General features: G+C 48.9%; 18 protein-coding genes. 8 read left to right on the top strand and 10 right to left on the bottom strand.

Features of this window, described 5'->3' with window-relative positions; translation table 11 throughout:
• Positions 1-431: 431 nt before the first annotated feature.
• Positions 432-4,694, top strand: coding sequence for a hypothetical protein (locus KKE17_00800; GenBank protein ID MBU1708519.1), 4,263 nt, complete (start codon positions 432-434; stop codon positions 4,692-4,694).
• 254 nt (positions 4,695-4,948) lie between these two features.
• Here KKE17_00800 and KKE17_00795 read toward each other — a convergent pair whose 3' ends face one another.
• Both KKE17_00795 and KKE17_00790 read right to left on the bottom strand, forming a co-directional pair.
• A complete protein-coding gene (locus KKE17_00795) occupies positions 4,949-5,605 on the bottom strand; it encodes a CBS domain-containing protein (protein MBU1708518.1) in 657 nt (218 codons plus the stop codon).
• A 9-nt stretch (positions 5,606-5,614) separates the two neighbouring features.
• Positions 5,615-6,583, bottom strand: a complete 969-nt coding sequence (locus KKE17_00790) for a histone deacetylase (protein ID MBU1708517.1) — start codon at positions 6,581-6,583, stop codon at positions 5,615-5,617.
• A gap of 645 nt (positions 6,584-7,228) precedes the next feature.
• Here KKE17_00790 and KKE17_00785 point away from each other — a divergent pair.
• On the top strand, positions 7,229-8,074 hold the full coding sequence (locus tag KKE17_00785) for a HEAT repeat domain-containing protein (protein ID MBU1708516.1): 846 nt from the start codon (positions 7,229-7,231) through the stop codon (positions 8,072-8,074).
• A 52-nt stretch (positions 8,075-8,126) separates the two neighbouring features.
• Here KKE17_00785 and KKE17_00780 read toward each other — a convergent pair whose 3' ends face one another.
• Positions 8,127-9,068, bottom strand: coding sequence for a universal stress protein (locus tag KKE17_00780; protein ID MBU1708515.1), 942 nt, complete (start codon positions 9,066-9,068; stop codon positions 8,127-8,129).
• A gap of 279 nt (positions 9,069-9,347) precedes the next feature.
• On the opposite strand from KKE17_00780, the gene KKE17_00775 reads away from it, so the two are divergent.
• The 3 genes from KKE17_00775 to KKE17_00765 all read left to right on the top strand — a co-directional run bounded on the left by KKE17_00775 (position 9,348) and on the right by KKE17_00765 (position 10,406).
• Positions 9,348-9,710: an STAS/SEC14 domain-containing protein gene (locus KKE17_00775; GenBank protein MBU1708514.1), complete on the top strand. Its 363-nt coding sequence runs from the start codon at positions 9,348-9,350 to the stop codon at positions 9,708-9,710.
• A 115-nt stretch (positions 9,711-9,825) separates the two neighbouring features.
• Complete coding sequence (locus KKE17_00770; protein MBU1708513.1) at positions 9,826-10,014, top strand: DUF2892 domain-containing protein; 189 nt, start codon at positions 9,826-9,828, stop codon at positions 10,012-10,014.
• Positions 10,015-10,115: 101 nt separating this feature from the next.
• A complete protein-coding gene (locus tag KKE17_00765) occupies positions 10,116-10,406 on the top strand; it encodes a DUF3175 domain-containing protein (protein MBU1708512.1) in 291 nt (96 codons plus the stop codon).
• A gap of 113 nt (positions 10,407-10,519) precedes the next feature.
• On the opposite strand, the gene KKE17_00760 is transcribed toward KKE17_00765, so the two are convergent.
• From KKE17_00760 to KKE17_00730, 7 genes are read right to left on the bottom strand one after another with little or no spacing between them, the layout of a single operon-like run.
• Complete coding sequence (locus KKE17_00760; GenBank protein ID MBU1708511.1) at positions 10,520-11,263, bottom strand: outer membrane lipoprotein-sorting protein; 744 nt, start codon at positions 11,261-11,263, stop codon at positions 10,520-10,522.
• Positions 11,226-12,212: a hypothetical protein gene (locus tag KKE17_00755; protein ID MBU1708510.1), complete on the bottom strand. Its 987-nt coding sequence runs from the start codon at positions 12,210-12,212 to the stop codon at positions 11,226-11,228. Before KKE17_00755 ends, KKE17_00760 begins: the two co-directional genes overlap by 38 nt.
• The gene (locus KKE17_00750) at positions 12,190-12,624 is read right to left on the bottom strand and encodes an acyl carrier protein (GenBank protein MBU1708509.1); all 435 of its coding nucleotides are present in this window, start codon (positions 12,622-12,624) and stop codon (positions 12,190-12,192) included. The genes KKE17_00755 and KKE17_00750 overlap by 23 nt, the downstream gene beginning before the upstream one ends.
• A gap of 17 nt (positions 12,625-12,641) precedes the next feature.
• Positions 12,642-13,268 (bottom strand): nitroreductase family protein, encoded by a 627-nt coding sequence (locus KKE17_00745; protein ID MBU1708508.1) that lies wholly within the window; start codon positions 13,266-13,268, stop codon positions 12,642-12,644.
• Between the two features lie 25 nt (positions 13,269-13,293).
• Positions 13,294-14,523, bottom strand: a complete 1,230-nt coding sequence (locus KKE17_00740) for a beta-ketoacyl-[acyl-carrier-protein] synthase family protein (GenBank protein ID MBU1708507.1) — start codon at positions 14,521-14,523, stop codon at positions 13,294-13,296.
• The gene (locus KKE17_00735) at positions 14,520-15,434 is read right to left on the bottom strand and encodes a hypothetical protein (protein ID MBU1708506.1); all 915 of its coding nucleotides are present in this window, start codon (positions 15,432-15,434) and stop codon (positions 14,520-14,522) included. The genes KKE17_00740 and KKE17_00735 overlap by 4 nt, the downstream gene beginning before the upstream one ends.
• Positions 15,395-15,868, bottom strand: a complete 474-nt coding sequence (locus KKE17_00730) for a beta-hydroxyacyl-ACP dehydratase (protein ID MBU1708505.1) — start codon at positions 15,866-15,868, stop codon at positions 15,395-15,397. Before KKE17_00730 ends, KKE17_00735 begins: the two co-directional genes overlap by 40 nt.
• A gap of 425 nt (positions 15,869-16,293) precedes the next feature.
• On the opposite strand from KKE17_00730, the gene KKE17_00725 reads away from it, so the two are divergent.
• The 3 genes from KKE17_00725 to KKE17_00715 are packed head-to-tail and all read left to right on the top strand — an operon-like array spanning position 16,294 to position 19,849.
• Positions 16,294-17,028, top strand: a complete 735-nt coding sequence (locus tag KKE17_00725) for an SDR family oxidoreductase (GenBank protein ID MBU1708504.1) — start codon at positions 16,294-16,296, stop codon at positions 17,026-17,028.
• Positions 17,025-18,452 carry a radical SAM protein gene (locus KKE17_00720; protein ID MBU1708503.1) on the top strand — a complete coding sequence of 476 codons (1,428 nt, stop codon included), beginning with the start codon at positions 17,025-17,027 and terminating at the stop codon, positions 18,450-18,452. Before KKE17_00725 ends, KKE17_00720 begins: the two co-directional genes overlap by 4 nt.
• Complete coding sequence (locus tag KKE17_00715) at positions 18,449-19,849, top strand: radical SAM protein (protein MBU1708502.1); 1,401 nt, start codon at positions 18,449-18,451, stop codon at positions 19,847-19,849. Before KKE17_00720 ends, KKE17_00715 begins: the two co-directional genes overlap by 4 nt.
• Position 19,850 lies beyond the last annotated feature (1 nt).

Raw genomic sequence — 19,850 nt, 5'->3', positions numbered from 1 at the left:
TTACTGCTATATCCAAACGCCTTGGCAATCTCCAGGATTATTCCCTTTTCATTATAAACTGAAAGGGGGAGGTCAAAAGGCATCCTCAATAGTCAAGGCAATCACATCTGTCATTCCTTCGGTTCCGGAACCCCCGGAACAACCTCAATCTGATCCTCTGAAAGAGCAGGATCACCTGGCAATTTCAATGGCACTCATTTTCTCAGTTTCTTCTTGATATATCGAATGCCGCAATGTGACAGAAGGCGATTGAACTCTTGTCAGCCTCTGGCATATTTGAGATTTTCTCCATTCAACGTATCCATTATTGGACGGTTGAAAATATTTCAATGATCCCGGAAATTTTATGGTAATTTTTTAGAAATTTGGGAATTATCAATTTATTGAAGTACATATCGAGTTAACATAAGAATTTCTAAACAGGTGCTCAGATGAATTCTTTGGACAACCCCGCAAAATACCCTTACGGCAGACTTGCCCCGATTCCATCAACAAGACCTCAACCATCTATCATTATTCGACAAAACAGTGAATCACAATTTTTGGGCGGCAGCGGAAATATCCCTTTTGTCGTAAAACTCATTGGGCAATTTCTGCTGATCATGACACTCTTCTTGTGCATTCTTGGGCCCAATGGTTCTCATGCCGCCATGGACAAAACCGGTCTTTCGCATTCTCGTTTTGACATCATGGAAAAAGACTCCGACAGCCGCTTCAAGGGACTTCACGAGAAGTTTCCTGATGAAAAAAAGGAAAAGCCTTCTGGTGACAAATGCACCATAACCGTTTCGCCGACAGCCGTTGTTATTGATCCCTCCGGGGGCGAGAGTGGTGTTGAGGTAACAGTCACAGGTGAATGCCGGTGGACCGCGGTGAGTAATGATCCCAACTGGCTTGCCATTACAAACGGCGCAGCCGGCACGGAGAGCGATACCGTCAAATTCCGGGTGCTGCCGAACAATCAGGTGAACGACAGAACCGGCACCATCAATATTGCCGGGAAAACGGTTTCCGTGAGCCAGGCAGGTGGATGCAAAGCGGATCTGTCCCGGCCTGATCAGATGTTCGGACCTGACAACGGCCAGGGGGAGTTCATGGTGAACGCTCCGGACGGCTGTTCCTGGAACGCCGTGGCCCAGAATGACTGGATATCCATTACATCCGGAATCACCGGCTCCGGAAAACAGGCAGTGATCTTTTCGGTGGCAGCCAATCCCGGCGTCAATCCCCGTACCGGGAGAATCACAGCGGCAGGGCAGACCTTCACCGTGATGCAACAGCCCATCTGCCTGTACGACCTTCTCACGTTGCCGAGGGATTTCACCGCCGAGGGCGGCAGGGGCTCGTTTCAGATCCGCACCGGCGACCATTGCCCCTGGACCGTGTCCAACAACTCTCGCTGGATGCTTGAAGTCCTATCCGAAATATCCGGAATCGGCAACGGCACGGTGGATTATAAGGTCTGGGCATCAAATTATCATGTTTCAAGAACCGGAACGATCCAGGTGGAAACGTCTTCGTATCTTGTCAGGCAGTCGGCTGTCTGCGATTACGGGTTCTCTCCGGATCACATTTCCTGCTCCCCCGGCGGCTGCGAACCATCGATCAGTGTCTCGGTGGACAATCCGTCCCATCACTTTATCCCTTACGAATGCGCCTGGACCGCCACAAGCAATGATCCCTCCTGGATCACGATCAATTACGCAGATCCCGGAGACGGCAACGGCACCCTGAATCTCTCGGTTGCCGCAAACAGCTCTTCTTCGAGCAGAAACGGCAGCATCACCGTTGGCGGAACAAGAGTACCGGTTACTCAAGGTCACTGCGAACTGGATGTTTCAGTTCCCTATCAAAGTAATTCCTATGATGTCATGGGCGGCCAGGGATCATTCTCCATCACCGCCAACTACAATTATTGTCCCTGGCATGTTGAAACCGATGCCGACTGGATCACTTTCATCACACCGGCTGAGGGAACCGGCAACGCCACCCTGTCCTACAGTGTCGGTCTCAACTATCCCGGCGGCTCACGCGCCGCAACCATCAGGGTCGATGGGACCTGGAGAACCGTACAGATCAGCCAGGCCGCCTGCCAGTATGAACTCCCCTATCGCGGAATCACGTTTCAGCCTCAAGGCGGCGTCGGCAGTGTCGAAGTTGACACACAGGACGTATGCCCCTGGACCACGACGAGCGACAGCACCTGGATCACCCTTGATGCCAACGTCTCAGGCACAGGCACCGGTCGGTCCGGATACAGCGTGGCTCCGAATAATACCGGTGCAGAAAGAACCGGACACATACTCATGGCCGGGCAAAATTTTACCGTCACCCAGCGCACCCCATCAACGGAATGCCGTTACAGCCTTTCAGCTGTGGATATACCTATCCCCAACCAGGGCGGGACCAGCCAGTTTACGATCACGACCGGGCCCGAATGTCCCTGGGCCACCTCACTTGATTATTATAATCAGTCCTGGATAAGTTTCGACGGAGAAAGTTCAGGGTATGGAAACGGCACAGTGGCGGTCACCGTCGCCCCGAACACACACCCGGACGAATATCAACCTCACCGCACCCGCACGGGAAACATCAGGATCGTTGGCACATCGGTCAGGATTATCCAGGACAAAAAACCGTGCGCCTATAGTCTGAATCCGTCGGCAAGATCATTCAACCCACCTGGCGGAAGCGGGGAGATTCGCCTCTTTCTTGACACGAGCATTCACAACCAGTATTGCTCATATTACTGTAGCCAACAAGGCCAGGCTGAGAGTAACGACAGCTGGATAAGTATCCTCTCCAATCAGCCGCCCCGCCCCTATACCGTTCAAGCTCATACAGGTCCGTGGCCGCGGACCGGCGCCATCACCATTGCCGGTCAGACCCATGCCGTGACTCAATACGGCGTCTGTCCACTCACCCTTGCTCCGGCCGCTGGATTCCTTCCTGTCGAAGGAGGTGCCGGATATTTTGACGTGATCAACACAAGCAACTGCGAATGGCATGTTCTTACTGACGCGAACTGGCTTCAAATCACTTCCGACAACTCCGGCAGTGGCAACGGCAGGGTAGAATACAGCGCATGGCAGAACATCAGCCATATACCCAGGACCGTGAATATCAGCGTATCGGACAAGTTCTTCCCCGTGACTCAGCCGGGAGTTCCCTGCCCGTTGACATTTTCACCGACCAATCACAGTTTCGGCCATGACGGCGGCACAGGGCAGGTGAATCTCGCCCAATTATCGGCCTCAAACACCACAGACCTTGATTTCTGCAGCAGCTGGGTGGCAGAGAGCAATGTGGGTTGGATCACCATCACCGGAGAAGAATACAGATCCATAGAGTTTTCAGTGACGCCAAACCGGTCGAGAACAACACGCATCGGGACCATCACCATTCGGACTCCGGGAACCAACCCGGATGTAACCATTATTGTCACCCAGCAGGCGAAACCCTGCGAATACAATTTGTCACCGCAGCAGCAGGAATTCCCCCGGAGCGGCGGATCCGGGACCTTCGGCATTGAGATCGTTGACGACGGTATTGACACCGAATCTTGCAGAAACTTCAGCGCCCGGTCAAGGGAAGACTGGATAACCATCACCGAATCCCTCCCCGGAAACAGCACTGAAAGAATCCTGGTCAATTTCGATGTAGCGCCTCTTACCCAGGGGTCGGAACGCACCGGCAGGATCTTCGCCGCAGGTAAGGTCTTCACCGTGGTACAGAAAGACGTTGCCTGCCTCTACACACTGACCCCGGAAAGAGCGGTGGTTTCACACATCGGGGCAACCGGCAGCATCAAGGTCGCAACCCAGGAACTCTGCGGCTGGGAGGCTTCCAGCGCCTTTCCCTGGATTCACATCACCTCATTCGACTGCGCCCAGCTGCATCTGCCCTCATCGGAATCCCTCACCAGTAACGCCATTGATCTGTTCAAGAAAAAGGAAAACATCCCGCAGAAACCAACGCTCCGCAAACCGGTGGATAAGCCGTTAATCGCCCGGATCGACCGCGATTACGGCAACATGCATCCTGTGCGGCGCTGCTTTGGCAGCGGTGAATTGCAATACAGCGTTGATGCCGCCATCAACAGAACCCGGGAAGGCGAAATCACCATTGCCGGCAAGTCTTTCCCGATCTTGCAGACATTCCGGAGATTCGGCGGCAAAGACCTGTGCAATACCCCAGTTCTTTCCCCCGAGTCGGCATCGTTTGACCACAATGCCGGGGTCGCGGAAATCGAAATCGCCATTGAATCCGGCTGCGCATGGCAGGCTTCCAGCGATTCAAGCTGGATTATTATCTACCCAGCCTCTGAAGACGCTTCAATCAGATACCAGGTGACTCAGAACATTGAAACCCGGCCCCGGGCCGGTGCCATCACCATCAACGATACAGTTTTCCCAATAAGTCAGGAAGCGGCACCCTGCACCGTTTCCCTCTCCCCGGAAAGCAAATCCTTCGGCAGCAGCGGCGGCACCGACACCATTGCCGTCACCGCTCCTGAAGGGTGCGAATGGAAGGCCATCAACAATCAGGCCTGGATCGGCATCCTGTCCGGCAGCCCCGGAAGCGGCAACGGCACAGTGAGCTACCGGGTTAACCCCAATCCTGGGCAGAGTGGCCGCGAAGGCACTATCACCTTCGGAGGCCGGGACTTCCGGGTGGTTCAGACGGCGCAATGATACCTGAAACCGGGCAATATAGAATGTCCCATATTGTTATTCAAGGCGGCGACTTTTTTCTGAATCGAAGGAGTGATGGATCATAATATTAATTTCAAGAATTACATGCCCCTGCTATGAACCGGAAGCCCTGGCACGCCCCAGGTGTTTTTGATATTCATCCATATCCATAAAACTCTTTCCCTCGGTCAAAAGACATCGCAGGAAGGGATGACCCGGTTACTGAACATCGCCGAATTCATGCAGCTGTTTCATTACGCTGCCGGTGTAACCGTGCTGAATCCGGCTGATGCCAATGCCGTATGTATTCCACTGATATTATGGGTATGCACCCTGATATATATCAAACCCGATCCGGTATTTGATGCGGAACGAACATCTCTGATCAGCCGGGAGAAAGGAACCTTTTTGTTTTCTAAGACTTCAGTAAGTCTGGTAAGAGGATGCGGTTTGCCGTCATCTTTCACGGCAATCAATGCGGAACCTTTTTCCCCCAGACCGAATAATTGCTTATAGGCGGCAAGTAAATCCTGCACAGAGAGAATCCCGACAACTTTCTGCTCATCATCCACCACAGGCAGGGCACCGATTTTTTCCCGGTCAAATTGCAGCAGGGCGTCATCAAGTGTTGAGCGAAGGGTTAACCGGGCCACCGCCTCAGTCATGATCTCGCTGACTTTCATTTGATTAAAACGGTTGAGGTATCTGGCTCTTTCCGCTTCGTCAATCACCGCAGAAGGGTAAGCGCTGCGCAGATCCCGGTCGGTAAGGATTCCGGTCAATTTCCCCGAGGCATCAATAACCGGTAAATGCCTGAACTTCCCCTTGCTCAGCAGATCTTTCACCTGCGGCAGCAACATCTCCGGATTCACCGTGGTAACCTTTTCAGTCATGAAATTTGTCACAAACATGTTCGGGCCTCATTCTGTATGTTCGATAATCCCTCTGCAGTATTCCTTAACCGACGCTGAAAGGCTCGGCAGCTGGTAGCCGCCTTCGAGAATCGATACTACTCTGCCGCTGCAAAGATCCCTGCCAAGGGCTGCGATGGTGCGCCCCAGATGATTATAAAGTTGTGTGGAAAATGACAGGCCGGACATATCATCAAGTTGATGGCCGTCAAAGCCTGCCGCAATAAGCAAGGCCTCCGGACGGAATTTTTCCAGCGCCGGGACTATCTGTTCAGCAAGGGCTTTTTTCACTTCTGCGTCCCCAGCACCAGGGAGCAGAGGGATATTCAAGGTTGTTCCCTTGCCGGGGCCGGTGCCTGTTTCCTCGGCATAACCGGTTCCAGGAAAGCTGAAGGTGGGGTGCTCATGGGTACTGACGTATAAAATGTCCGGATCTTCTTCAAAGGCGTTTTGGATGCCGTTGCCGTGATGGGCGTCAAAATCAATTATTGCAATTCGGCGCCGGAAATATTTCTCCTGCCAGTAGCGCGCGGCAATTGCCGTGTTATTTAAGAAACAGAAGCCCAGGGCCACAGCCTCTTCAGCATGATGACCGGGAGGCCGCACACTGCAGAATATTCGGCTGCCAGGCTCTTTTTCAAGCAGATCAATGCCGGTAAGGCCAGCGCCTGCGGCAAGAATGGCTATTTCGTATGTCTCGTAACAGAGCTGGTTGTCCGGGTGACCGAGGTAGCTCCCTCCTGAAAGGGCGGTTTCCTCAAAGCGCAGGAGATAATTTTCGGTGTGAACCGTCTGCAGCCATTTCTTCGGCGCCGGAATTGCTACCACGGTTGATGCCGTGCAGATGGCGTCGAAATCGGCCAGGGCGGTGGCAATCACCTTGAGCCGCTCCGGGGTATCCGGGTGTTCTTCGCCGCCGGTATCATGAAGAAGATATCGGGGATGGGTGATGTGGAAAAATTTTGTTCCACCGGTCATTGGATATTCCTTTGCAATCCATAGCCGCGACTGCAGCCAATAAGGGAGTTATGACGCCATGTTTAGAAGCAATCAATACTCTGTTTAAAACAGTTTACCGGAAGATTAATAATCTTGTCGAAATATGCCGTTCATGCGTGAATAATAATCAAATAGATTTTATTTTTTCTTACTTCCAATCCGGGGGACAGACCGGAGTCGAAGTGTATGCCCTCTGGGTGCTTACCTGATTTTCAGCAAAAACAGGTGAAAAAAATCAGTCTCCTTCAAGCTGGAGAGAAAAATTAAATCTGTCTCCCGGATATAAGGAATTGGTAATAAGATTTCTGAATATACTCATCTTACTTCTTTGCCAAATTATCATAAAAAGAAGCTGGCTGGGAGTTCTAATTGTTCTATCGTAATTTGAACACTTAGTATTGACAGGTTATGATTGATAGGATAATTTTTCATGACATTAAAAGTATCATTATTTTCTACAGTTAACCCGCCAACCGGATTCAGCCTGCTGGTCCATCAAGCTTAGCATGTTTTATGTGTAAGAAATTAATAAATTTTTTCGTCAGAGATGAATAAGTTCAACAATTGGTTTCACGTTTTTCCCGGTCTTGTTTTTAGAAAAGGATTGGCCGGAAAAAAAATTGCTTGATTTCATGCGGAAAGCCCGTAAAAGCCGCCGGGGTTATGGCAGAATGGTGGTGCTATGACAGCCCTGATCCGCATTTTGGTAATTACTGGGTCCGGGTTTCCGCGACCTCCGATGAAAACGGTCATTACGAGATCAAGAAACCCCACCGCAGGGCAGGATGGTTTGGCGGGAGCTTTACCTTCCGTGTCAATGCCAGGGGGTATGTTCCGGTGGTAGTACTGATGCCGGATTACCCGCCGCTCCCGCTCAGCACAAAAGCCTATCCTTTTGTAGATACCAGGGCGTATGCTTTTCTTCCGGAAACTTTGGATCTCCGGTTGAATTCCTTTAAACCGGTTTTGCTTGCGGCATTGACTTCGGACAATGCTCAATATCGAGCAACCTCTGCCAGGGAATTGGGAGAGATCGGATCAAACGCGATCTATGCGGTGGAGCCTTTGATTCATAGACTTTCAGACATGGACGCTACTGTTCGTAAATATGCCGCTGAAGCCTTGGGTAAGATAGGGGCTGACGCCAAAGATGCCGCTCCGGCACTTATCGAAACCTTGAATGATGAAGATGAATGGGTACGCCTGGAGGCGATTGACGCCCTTGGTTCCATTGGTTCTGCTGATGATGAGGTTGTCAATGCCATGATAGACTTATTGTCGGATAACAATGAAAACATCATCAAAACACATGCCGTAGGAAGCCTCACGAAATTAGGTCCCAAGGCAAAGAAAGCCGTGCCGATACTCAAAGACTTATTGGCACAGAGATGGGGGAGCAAGTATTTTCGTCGTGATATTGAATACGCCCTGAAAAAGATTGATCCTGATACACTGGAAGAGATTATTTGAGATCAGGGGGGAATTTTTATCCTTCGAGTTATATGTTTTTTGTGCCTGATAGTTACCCCAATATCCAGATGGCTACATCGCTGACATTGGCAAGCACCCGGTCAGAAACACCCTGAAAAATCCCCTTGCCGACATCCTTGTGGCGGCGGCCCATGACAATGGTGCCGAATTTGTCATGTTTGACATGCTTGACGATCTGCTGACCGGGCTCTATGCCTTCATGGGTTTCAAGCCGCGTCACCCGTTCAAGGGGGAATCCTGCCTCTTTGAGGATCTGTTCCGCGGCACTGAAATGAAAGTGACCTTCCTTTTCACCCTGCAGATGTTTATCGCACCAGTCCTTGCCCCATTTATCATATAACTGTTCACTGGGAGTGATGTATTCACTTGCAAATAAAGAACGGGAATGAAAAAGGGTGATTTCCGCCACCGGATTATCTTTCAGAATGAAAGCCAGATGATCAACCGCATTCAGGGTATGGGCCGTGCAATCCACCGGCACCAGAATTCTGGGCGACTGAACCGTGCCATTGATGATCCACACCGGCAATCCGTGATTCTTTATCAATACGTCAGTGGAAGTAGAGCCGACGATCATTCTTTCAATAACGCTTAAATCTTTTTTGCCGATGACCACGGCATCATACATCTTTTTTTGTTCCTCGTTGACAAGATCGGCGGCAATTCCCGCCTTTGACAGACGAACCTCGGTCTCAAGCTGCTCTTCCCGAAAGCCTGATTCAAGAAATTTTTGTTTCACATAATGCAGATGATTTGTGCACTCATTGAATTTTTTTCTGGTGGAGGCATCAATGACTGACATCAATTCCTGTTGATCCAGCCATTCCTTGCCGGCTAGACTCATGTGACACGGAACTATGCTCAATAATTTAAATTGAATTGCCGGCTGCTTCAATAATAACAACTGTAGATAATGCAGAATGTTCTGATAATAATTTGAACTGTCTATGGCTACCAGGATGTTGGGATTCATAATTTGGCCCTCCATTGTGCTCATGTATGGTCTATGAGCAAGAACGACGACTCATAGGTTCGAGGATTATTTTCATAACCACTATATACTGCTTTCAAATATTTAAACAAGGATCGGATGATTGCATTTTTATGGGTGCAAATCATTTCAGATAATTCCTGAAATTAATATCATCTTGACTTTCTTTTCATTCCTGTGACTAGACTGAAATCATAAAAATACATCCCGATTTTTTTAATTTTCTTAAACAGGTATTCTTTTGATTAAATGAGGTAGATGATGATTTTTAATAATTTAGACCAAAACCAATCGGTATTTCATGTCCGACCAACCGGTCCTTTACGCAAAGAAGATTTTGATGAGCTTGCTAAAACCGTTGATCCGTTCATTGAAAAGACCGGGGGGCTCGCCGGACTCATTCTTGAGATAGCAAATTTTCCAGGCTGGGAAGACATTGGTGCCGCAGTCCGACATTTCCGCTTTGTCAGGGATCATCACAAGAAGATCAAAAAAGTTGCTGTGGTCACTGATTCTCCAATGGGCAACGCCGCTGAACATCTTGCCTCCCACTTCGTCTCGGCCCAGATCAAACACTTTTCCGCAGGACAACTTGAAGAAGCAAGATTATGGATTGCTTCATGAAAACGTCCTGCTGAGAATATTTTTAAAAAAACAAAATTTCCCGCGCGTTTAAGTCCCCGGGGACAATTTTAAATTTCAGGAGCTTTATTTTATACATGCAACAGGAGAACCACTCATGAAGAAAAATATCGGTGGCATTGAAAGAATTATCAGGATAACCGTGGGCATTGTTATACTTTCCCTTGCTTTCTGGGGGCCGAAAACACCCTGGGCCTATTTGGGAATAATTCCCGTGGCGACAGGTTTGACCGGCTGGTGTCCTCCTTATGCCTTGTTCGGTATTTCAACCTGCAAAGTGAAATGATCTGATCGTCAACTGCGGCGCCGCTGGCAGGGCCTGAAGGCAGAAATCTGACCCCACCTTGAACCCTTTGTATTCCTGTGAACTGAACATTTCTTGATTCAATGGATAAAACAGATAAAGACCCCAACTGGTCCGCAAAAGTCACCAGGGGAAGCGATGCCCTTGATCTCGAGCAGGGAGTGTTTACCTGGAAAGATCCTGAAAGAATCGCCCGATCCCTGAAACACTCTGCAGACACCAGCACCCGCCGTAGGTCGAAACCATTCCGCTCCGCCATGTCCATGCTGGTTTTTTATATCAACCGCGCCGGGTCCAACCTTGACGCGGATCAGAAACAGATTCTGGAACAGGCTAAAATTGAACTGCGCAAACTGTATGGGGAAAACTTATAGAACAAAGGAAGGAAATGCTTGTTTGGAGATATAGTTCCAAGATGATTTGCGCTCGTGTGCTCTGATTGTATATCTCACCGTCAAAAGGACAAACATATCACGTTTCAGCATTTTTATTTCCCCTTGCCAAACACCAAAAGGTCTTCATCCACCCCGGTATCAAAAGCAAGGTCTTCAGTTATGGCCTGCCGGATAATTACTCCATCCTTGTCATACTGAATATATTTAACCGGGAAATACGACACGGGATCTATCCACACTTCTTCTCTTTTCACGGAAAAGGTTTTCTCCGGATCTTCGGAAAAAAGCTCATAAAACAGCACGGAAACCCCATTCAACTGTTTCTCTCCGACATAGCGGCCTGAACCGGAAGAAAGAAGTCGGCGGTGAATTTCAATGTACCATCCCCAATCGGATTCATGGATACCGTTACCCCGCAGGTCGGTCACCCATTCCGAATCCAGATCAAAGTATTCGCCGAGAAATGTCTTCTGGAGCATCAACACCAAGGGATTGCCGGCCTGGACCCTGATCTTGCCCGGATGTTTTTCGGGATTATGGATAAGAACTGCACCGCCATACATCCCGGTCAATAATTCCATTCGAATGAGTTTCTGTTTTTTAAAATAATATTTGAATTTCTGATCACGGATCTTACTGCCCCGTGCCGTATAGGAATGATAGATGCATTGGTAATCCCGGATGCTTTCATGGCGTTGCCGCATGATATCAAGGATATTCCCAAAGGAATAGTCCGCACATTGTACCGGGGCGGCAAAAAAGAGTAGCATGAAGAAAAGAACAGCAGAGAACAGGGCTTTATGCGACATGACTTTCGCGCCGTATGGATTTTTCATTCCTCGCCGAACCCCTGCTTAAAAACAGCAGATAGTAAATCGCCGCAATCAGAATAAATTCTGTTATTTCTTCCCAGATATCGGCCCAAATAGGGTTATGCGCAAAACCCCAGAAAACAATAAAGCGCATAATCGAAAAGCCTAAAGGCCCGAGGCCGATTGCAAAGAGAATTTTCGCAAGTTCAAGGCCTTTTTCTTTTTTTACCTGCAGCACAAGCCAGGCAATCGCAAAAAAGACGATCGCCACCACAGGGCAAACACGGGTTTCCATGATCTGCTGAATCAGCGAATGGCCAAACACTACCTGGGTGCCGAATACATTGCCGATCACAAAATATCCACCGAGCCGCGAGACCAGCGGCATTAATGCGATCAGGGAGGCTGCAATCAGCAGCAGTTGAAAAAGTCTTCGTATGGTACAGGAAACCGGGCTGCTTTTATAACAGGATTTACAAAAAAACAATAAGGCGCATTTTTTTTCTGGTAATGAATATTTGAGTATTCTTGCGTCCAGGGTTATCAGGACGGAGTAGCAGATAAACCCAAAGCCGACCAGCATTCCATAAAGATGCAGATATTCAAGAACAAGACTGTTTTCCTGGAACAACAGATAATTGAGCGCGCAGGCATTCTCGCCGGTAAAAAAAGCGATAAGTCCATACCGCATTGCCGCGGTTTCGCGGTCAGTGCTGCGCCATAATTTTATTACAATAATCAGGGCGATCAACTCGTATAAGGGCTTGAGGACGAAAGACACAAAACAGACCACCAGTTGCTCGAGTATGGAAAAATCAACTTGCGGTAAAAGAAGGGGCCCTTCGGGACGGTACATTGCCGCCGGATCAAATTGCGGAGCTGTGTTCGACAGTATTAGCAGGATCACAAATGGCGCAATCCCGCCTGCAATGATAAGCAGTGCCAGAACTTTATCCACGATTTTCCGTTTCATGTTTTTTGTCTCGGGAATCCTGATTGGCGAGTTTCGCCGTGACCATCCGCACAAGTGTTTCGATGGTAATATAATCAAACATGTTCTGCCTCAACACCGGGCCATTTTCAGCTGCTTTTTGCAGGGCGGGGATGAGATGTTGGAGATTTCTGATTTCATCATCGGTTAATTGGGCGGGCATTTTCGCTATTGCGGTTTTGTCCGGCCGCAGGAGTTTATTGAGTTCAGAATCCCGCACCTTTGCCTTAAAAACCTTTTCTAAGGTGAAAATAACATCGACAAAATCCAGGGAGTCCATCCCAAGATCGATGATCAACCGGGAATCCGAGTGAATATCCTCAGGATCACACGCAAGGCTTCTGCACACTACATCAATTATTGTTTTCCGGATCTCCTGCTCTGAAATACCCATTTTATTCTTTATCTCCTTCATAAATGCCATTTAAGTATTGATGATATGGGTTTCCGGGAGGGCATCGGCGGCGCTTCATCAGCATAACCAACCGCGATAAGTGCGGCAATATCCCAATCTTCATGAATGGCTAAAGTTTTCTTCAACGCATCTGTCGCAATCAACGGACCGGTCATGCAGCAGGCCCCCAAACCCATATCTTCGGCCATCAGCAGGATATTCTGGATGGCGCATGCCGTACTTATAACTGCTGAATCATATTCGATTTTATTGATTATGCCGGAATAGCCGCTCTGCTCATTTTCATCAAGAAGATGGGATAAGAGCGGAAAGATCCGACAGGTCGGGACAATCAGCGCCGGGGCGTGTTCAAAGGCAAGGAAATTTTTTGAATACTCTGCAAATTGTGCTCTGAAATCCTCAATGACCATTAAGATGACTTTCCGTCGTTCTTTTTCAACTTCCCGGGCAGCCGCCTTGATCAAGTCCTTATTCCTGACCACATGAAAACGCCACGGCTGTTTATTTGAAGCGGAAGGGGCCAGGGCGGCGGCGCCGATCAGCATCTCAAGGGCTTTTTTTGACGGCTTTCTTTTTGTGAAACGCCTTACGGAACGACGTTTGAGCATGAGATCGTAGATCATGGTGGTATCCTGTGATCGGCTTGTTTTATGCCGGAATGCGGAGGATCAGGGTTGCGTTCTGACCTCCGAATGCAAATGAGTTGCTCAGTAAATATTCAACCTCGTGATCGCGGCTTTGATGTGCCACATAATCCAGATCGCAGTCCGGATCAGGATTATCAAGATTTATCGTCGGATGCACCTTCCCGACTCGTGCACATGCAATTCCTGCAATCACTTCGACTGCCCCTGCTGCTGAAATGAGATGGCCGATCATGGATTTTGTCGAACTGATCGGAATTGTCCCGGCATGTTTTCCGAATATTTTCCTGACCGCCCTGGTTTCCATGACATCGTTTTTAAGGGTCGAAGTACCATGGGCATTGATATACGAAATCTGCACCGGATCAAGGCATGCCATTTCAAACGCTCTTTGCATGGCAAAACACGCCCCGCGTCCTTCAGGGTGGGGATCACTTACCGAGTAAGCATCAAAGGCATTTCCATATCCGACAATCTCCGCATAAACCGTTGCCTGCCGAGCCCTGGCGAACTCAAAATCTTCCAGAACCAGGATGCCCGCGCCTTCACCAAGGACAAAGCCGTCACGGCCGATGTCAAACGGTCTCGATGCCCGTGCAGGTTCGTCATTACGGGTTGAAAGGGCCTGGAGTTTGCAAAATCCGGCCAACCCCAAGGGGTTGAGCATCGAATCGGTTCCCCCGGCAAGCATCATGGTTCTTTGCCCCCGGCGGATTGCCAGAAAAGCATTGCCGATTGCATCGGTTGCCGCGGCACAGGCGGACACATGGATCTGCGGCACTGTTCGGAATCCGAATCGTTTCCGCAACACCGAAGCGCATAAATCTCCCGGGGTCTGGAGAAAACAAGGATCATTTTTATCTTCATCAGGAATTCGGTATTGATTTCTGCTGAATCGAACCATGTCAAGCATGTCAAAAAGCTCAAGCCCCACACCGATGTTGAGGCCGCAACGATCCTGCTCATGGGAGTCCTGAAGAGGTATGCCCGATTGATCGGCGTTATTCATTGCCGCATCAGCGGCGTAAACCGCAAAATCAATTTTTCTGTCTTTATACTGATAATTGTCGAGGGTGCATTTGCCGCCGATTTTTGATTCCAGTGCCGCGGTGGGGAAAAGCGTTATGGTATCTATGCCGCTATCCCCACGCAGGAGGGCATCCCTGAAGCGATTCACGTCATTGCCGAGGGGTGACACAACCCCCATCCCGGTTATCACCACCCTGTTTGTCATGGTTTTTTCCACCTGCTTTGCGCAATGATTTCATTGCATTGGATCAGGTGGCGGTATTCTGGGCTGTCGTTTTCAGTAAACAATGCCAAATGGAATGGCAACTCGGCCGGGCCCAGGCATATCCTGTCTGTTGGATTATTTTTCTGCGGATTGGATTGTTCATCCCATTGCAGATCAAGGAATTCCAATTCCATCACAATATCGGCTCGTCTTTTTTGAGCTGCCGATTTTGTTTCAAGCACCATGAAGGCGCCGCAATCCGCAGCAAAACAATCAGAATCAGGGCGGACCTTGTTAAAATGATGCCTTACAAGAAAATTGTTCTGATCGGCAACGCCTCCCACCAGGGCACAGTCAATTTCACCCTGGACCAGGCGCAGAACCGATTCCTGCAGCGCATGATAAAATTGGATATTGTCCGGATAGGTGATGAAGTACTGGCCGAATATTTCAAAATTCATCGCCACATGGTGGGCTGGCATATTCGGCAGACAGGCAAAGGCGAGCAGGGGATTTATGTCGTCAATCCCTGTGGTTGAAAATTGTTGCATTGAGAACCGGCCGTTTTCCATGGAGCCTTTACAAAGCTCCGCAGCAGTGTCGAATTCAAAAGGTATATATCCAACGGTTATAAAAACTCCGGTATGATTACTTAGTACTTCTTGCGGAATCGCGGCAATGTCAAGCGCTTTGCCTGCAGCCTCCAGGGCAAGTCTGTCCTGCTTGCTCATGAATTTTAATGTTTTCCGCTGACGCAGATAATCAAAAGGTTCGCATTCATAGGAGATCATATCGGATAAAACAAAATCGCGGACCCCGAGAAAATACTCCCGGAGATTTTCTGAAACGGCAATGCCTATGCCGGTTATAACTACAGGATCTCCGGAAAATCCTCTATATGTTTTGTCCATAAAGTATACAAACTCCGCCGTTGTTCATGAATCCTGAGATTGTCGATTCTCTTCAGGATAAAGGTCAGAAAAACCCGTGCCACTTTTGTGCCGGAGCATGAAATATGTACACATATTTTAGCCGCATCCTCCATGATATTTTCAAGACAAGCTTCCAGCAGAAGCTGGTCTCCGGGTTCGGCGGCACGGTAAAACTTGGCCTGATCCACTTGCCCCATCATCGCCCGACTTATGACTTCAGGTTTGTTGACGGTCATTTCAACCAGAAAACCACCCAGTTGAGCTGCTGATTCAATGAGATAAGCACCGGGATAAATCGGCAGATCCGGGAAATGATCGTCAAAAATATCCTCGCTTAACGTGATGTTTTTGACCGCTTTGGCGCTTTCACCTTGCTTGTATTCAAGTATACGGTCGATAAAAAAATAACGCATTTTTGTCCTTGATGATCTGTTTCTTGAGGAATTATGTTCAGACCCTTTAGGATTACCATATTAATCCAAAATATCAATTGAATGATAGGGGATTATGAATTCTAATGCGGTTCCTAGAGATTCTCAGCTGTTTTATGAATTCCTTTCGGTCACTTGCACCCAACTCGAATTTCGAAGCAATCAGCCCCGAAATTGGTGGTGACAGGAAGTAACGCATCGACGAACCCGAAGGAAGCGGGATTTCGACGACCAGAAAAAAAGTTCGGAAAAGCTGCAGCACTTGAACAAAAAGGAATTTATAAAAACAGCACACCCTTTAAACAACAAGTTGTAAACAGTTTAGAGCCATAAAATTCTATTAACTGATTGTTGTCTTTATAAAACATATATTAAATGACAATATTTCGATATCAAGGGGGGGCGTTATGCTTTCAGGGAAAAAGGCTTTGATAACAGGCGGAACAGGTGGAATAGGTGCGGCAATCTGCAGGGTATTGTCCGCGTCAGGCGCAGATGTCGCCTTTACCTATCATACCAATAGCCAGGGGGCACAGGATCTGGCGGATGAACTCTCAGCCCCGGACAAACCCTGCCTGTTCGACCGGATCGAAGCGGATCAAGCGGCTCAGATTGATGGTTTCTGCCGTGAAGTTGAAAAGCAGTTCGGAACTATAGATATTCTGATTAATAATCTCGGCGCCACCCAGGTGATGCCTTTTGCACTTATGGAAGAGGAAGACTGGGACGACATGATGCGGATCAATCTGAAGAGCATGTTTTTGTTCAGCAGGGCCGTGGTGCCGTGCATGATCCGTCAGCGAGCCGGGACCATATTGAATGTCGGCTCCATCGCCGGCCACCGGCTTCTTGAGGTTCCTGTTCATTATGCAACCGCAAAGGCCGGGGTGACCGGTTTTACCATTTCTCTTGCCAAGGAGCTCTGCCGCTATTCAATCCGGGTAAACGAGATCGCACCCGGCCTGATCCAGGGCGGTGTCGGTATGAATATTACCGCAAAACAACTGGAGGATTTCAATAAATTCTGCACCATGGGAAGGCCTGGAAAACCAGAAGAAGTCGCAGAGCTTGCCTGCTTTCTGGTGTCTGACAAAGCCTCCTATATCAATGCCCAGAGCATTTTCATTGATGGCGGTTTATGATGGATTGCTCATGCAATGAGAACAATAAAACCACTTTCCTTTCGGTTTCCAAGGGAATGTGTAGGGAATGCGGCAAACTCGTCGAGGTCCGCTATATATCACAAAACGATCAAGTGTTTCTGGAGAGATATTGCGATGAACACGGTTCATCCCGGGCCCTGGTTGCGGAAAGCTTATCGTGGTATTTAAAAGCCATGCGTTCCCCGGTGGCAACATGCGCACCGGACAAAACAATTGCCAAACAGGCGGAATGCCCATATTCCTGCGGGCCTTGCTCCTTTCATGCGCAACGCTGCAACCTGCCGGTCTTTTCCATAACCAATGCCTGCAATCTTCGCTGCCCGATCTGTTTTACATACAACCGCGCCGACCGCATGTATTTCATGTCTCCCGAAGAATTTGACAAACACATTGATTTTGTCGTCGAATCAACCGGAGGTGTCGATTTAGTTAACATCACCGGCGGCGAACCGACCTTGCATCCCGAGCTTTTTAAATTGCTGCAAAGGGCAAAACGCCCGGAAATCGGCAGGATTACAATGAACACCAATGGCCTCGAGATCGCAAAAAATCCTCAAATCGCCAAACGTCTTGCTGAAATGGGTATATATGTCGTCATTTCAATCGATACCTTGGATCAGGAGAGAAGCAGATTATTGCATGGCAAGGATATTGTCGCAGAAAAGAAAAAAGCCCTTGAGCATCTGGAAAAACACGATGTGCAGACCACCGTGCTCATGGTTCTGGTGGGCGGCGTCAATGAAGACGAAATCGGAGATATCCTGGATCTTTCCCTGAAAAAAGACTTTATCCGCAGCCTGACCATCCAGACCATGGCTTATACGGGGCAGGGTGGCGGCGGATTCAATCCCCGCCGGCACATTCCCGTTGATGGAGTTGAACGGCGAATAAGCCATGCCACAAGTGGTCGTATCCCCGTGGATAATTTCGTGCCCCTGCCCACGGCCCATCCTCTCTGCTACGGCGTATGTTATCTTCTGATGGATACGGAAGATAACGCCATTTCCTTCACCGACCTGTTCGACACCGAAACCCTGGTGTCGCATCTTTCAGACGGCTATTTATTAAAACCCTCGGAGCGTCTTGAAGACGACCTCAGAGCGACAATCGATCGACTATGGAGTGAAGGCGGTAATGAAAACAAACTTGCCGTGCTGAAAACCTTGCTCAAGAAAATGTATCCTGCCGGGAAAAATTATTCTGTAAGTGAACGGCAGCGTCTGGCTGAAAAGATGATTAAAACCATCTATGTTCATGCCCATATGGATGAAGACACCTATGAAATCGGCCGGGCGATCCGCTGTCCGGACCAGGTTCCCGTGCATGCTGAACAACTGGTTGGCGCCTGCAACTATAACCTGTTCTATCGGATGAAAGACGAGCGTTTCTGGAAAAATAAATGAAAGCGACCAGAAAAAAAGAACATTGCCATTCCGCAACAAGGGCGCTCTGCAACCTTTGTGGGGCCCTTTGTGATGCCAAGATCGTTTTTTCAGATGATAAGGTTTTTCTGGTGAAATGGTGCCCGGATCACGGAGAAAGCCGCGCTCTTGTCTGTTCGGATGTTGAATGGTATCTGCGCTCGCTGTCCTATGTTAAACCCGGCACAAACCCTGCAAACCGGGCAATAAACGCCCTTGGTCCGTGTCCCGGATCGTGCGGCCTTTGCCCCAGGCACCAGCAGCACACCTGTGTGCCGATACTGGAAATAACCGATCAATGCAACATGAAGTGCCCCATCTGTCTTGTGGCCGGTCGCGTCAGTGAAGAACTTTCTCCGGAACAGGTAAACACGATCATCGACAACCTGCTGCGTTATGAAGAAAAAATAAACATGCTTACCCTGAGCGGCGGCGAGCCAACCTGCCATCCCCGGTTTCTTGAGATTGTCGATCTTGTGTTGCGGCCGGAAATCGGCCTGGTGTCCGTGTCAACAAACGGCCTGCTTCTTTCCCAAGATGACCGGCTCATCTGCGAGTTGCGAGACCGTGGCGTGGTGATCTCCCTGCAATTTGACGGTTTTTCCCCGGAGGTCTATCAGAAACTACGCGGCAATGCTTCCTTGGCGGAAATGAAACGGAAGCTGGTGGAAAAAATCATTTCCCTCGGCGGGCAGGTTTCACTTACTGTCACCCTGGCCAGGGGAGTGAATGAACAGGAACTCGGGGAAATTCTCGATCTCTTTTTTGCCCATGACGAAATCTTAAGCATCATGATTCAACCTTTTGCCGATACCTGCCGGGCTCATCGTGAAATGCCACGGGAATGCATTGATGCGGTGACCATTCCCGAAGTTGTGAAATTGCTTGCCGGCGCTTCGGGCGGGGTCATACAGGAAAAGGATTTCACGCCGCTGCCCTGTTCCCATCCAGGTTGTTTTGCCTTGACTTATCTGCTTAAAACAGCCGAAGGCCGTTTCGTGTCGCTACCGTCGATTCTTCCAGCTGAAGATTATCTGGACATGATTAAAAATCAGGCATTGATGAATACGGACTGGCAATCGTTAGCCAAAATTAAAGATGCGCTCTATGCATTATGGTCATCGGACGGGATTGTGCCGGATCGGGAAGCGGTATTAAAAACAGTGCGGAAAATACTGCTGGAACTCAATGCGTTTGACAACAATTCCTCGCACCGGAAAACGCTCGATATCGGCCTCAAAAACATCAAATCAATTTTTATTCATCATTTCATGGATCGTGCCACCTTCGATCTTTCCAGGGCAGTCAAATGCTGCAACCATTATCCGCAGGCAGACGGGCGACTGCTCCCGGCCTGTGTCAGAAATAATCTTATGTAAT

The sequence above is a fragment of the Pseudomonadota bacterium genome (assembly GCA_018823135.1).
Lineage (GTDB): Bacteria > Desulfobacterota > Desulfobulbia > Desulfobulbales > CALZHT01 > JAHJJF01.
Note: the sequence above shows the minus strand (reverse complement) of the source record. Positions and strands in the feature narration are given on the sequence as shown.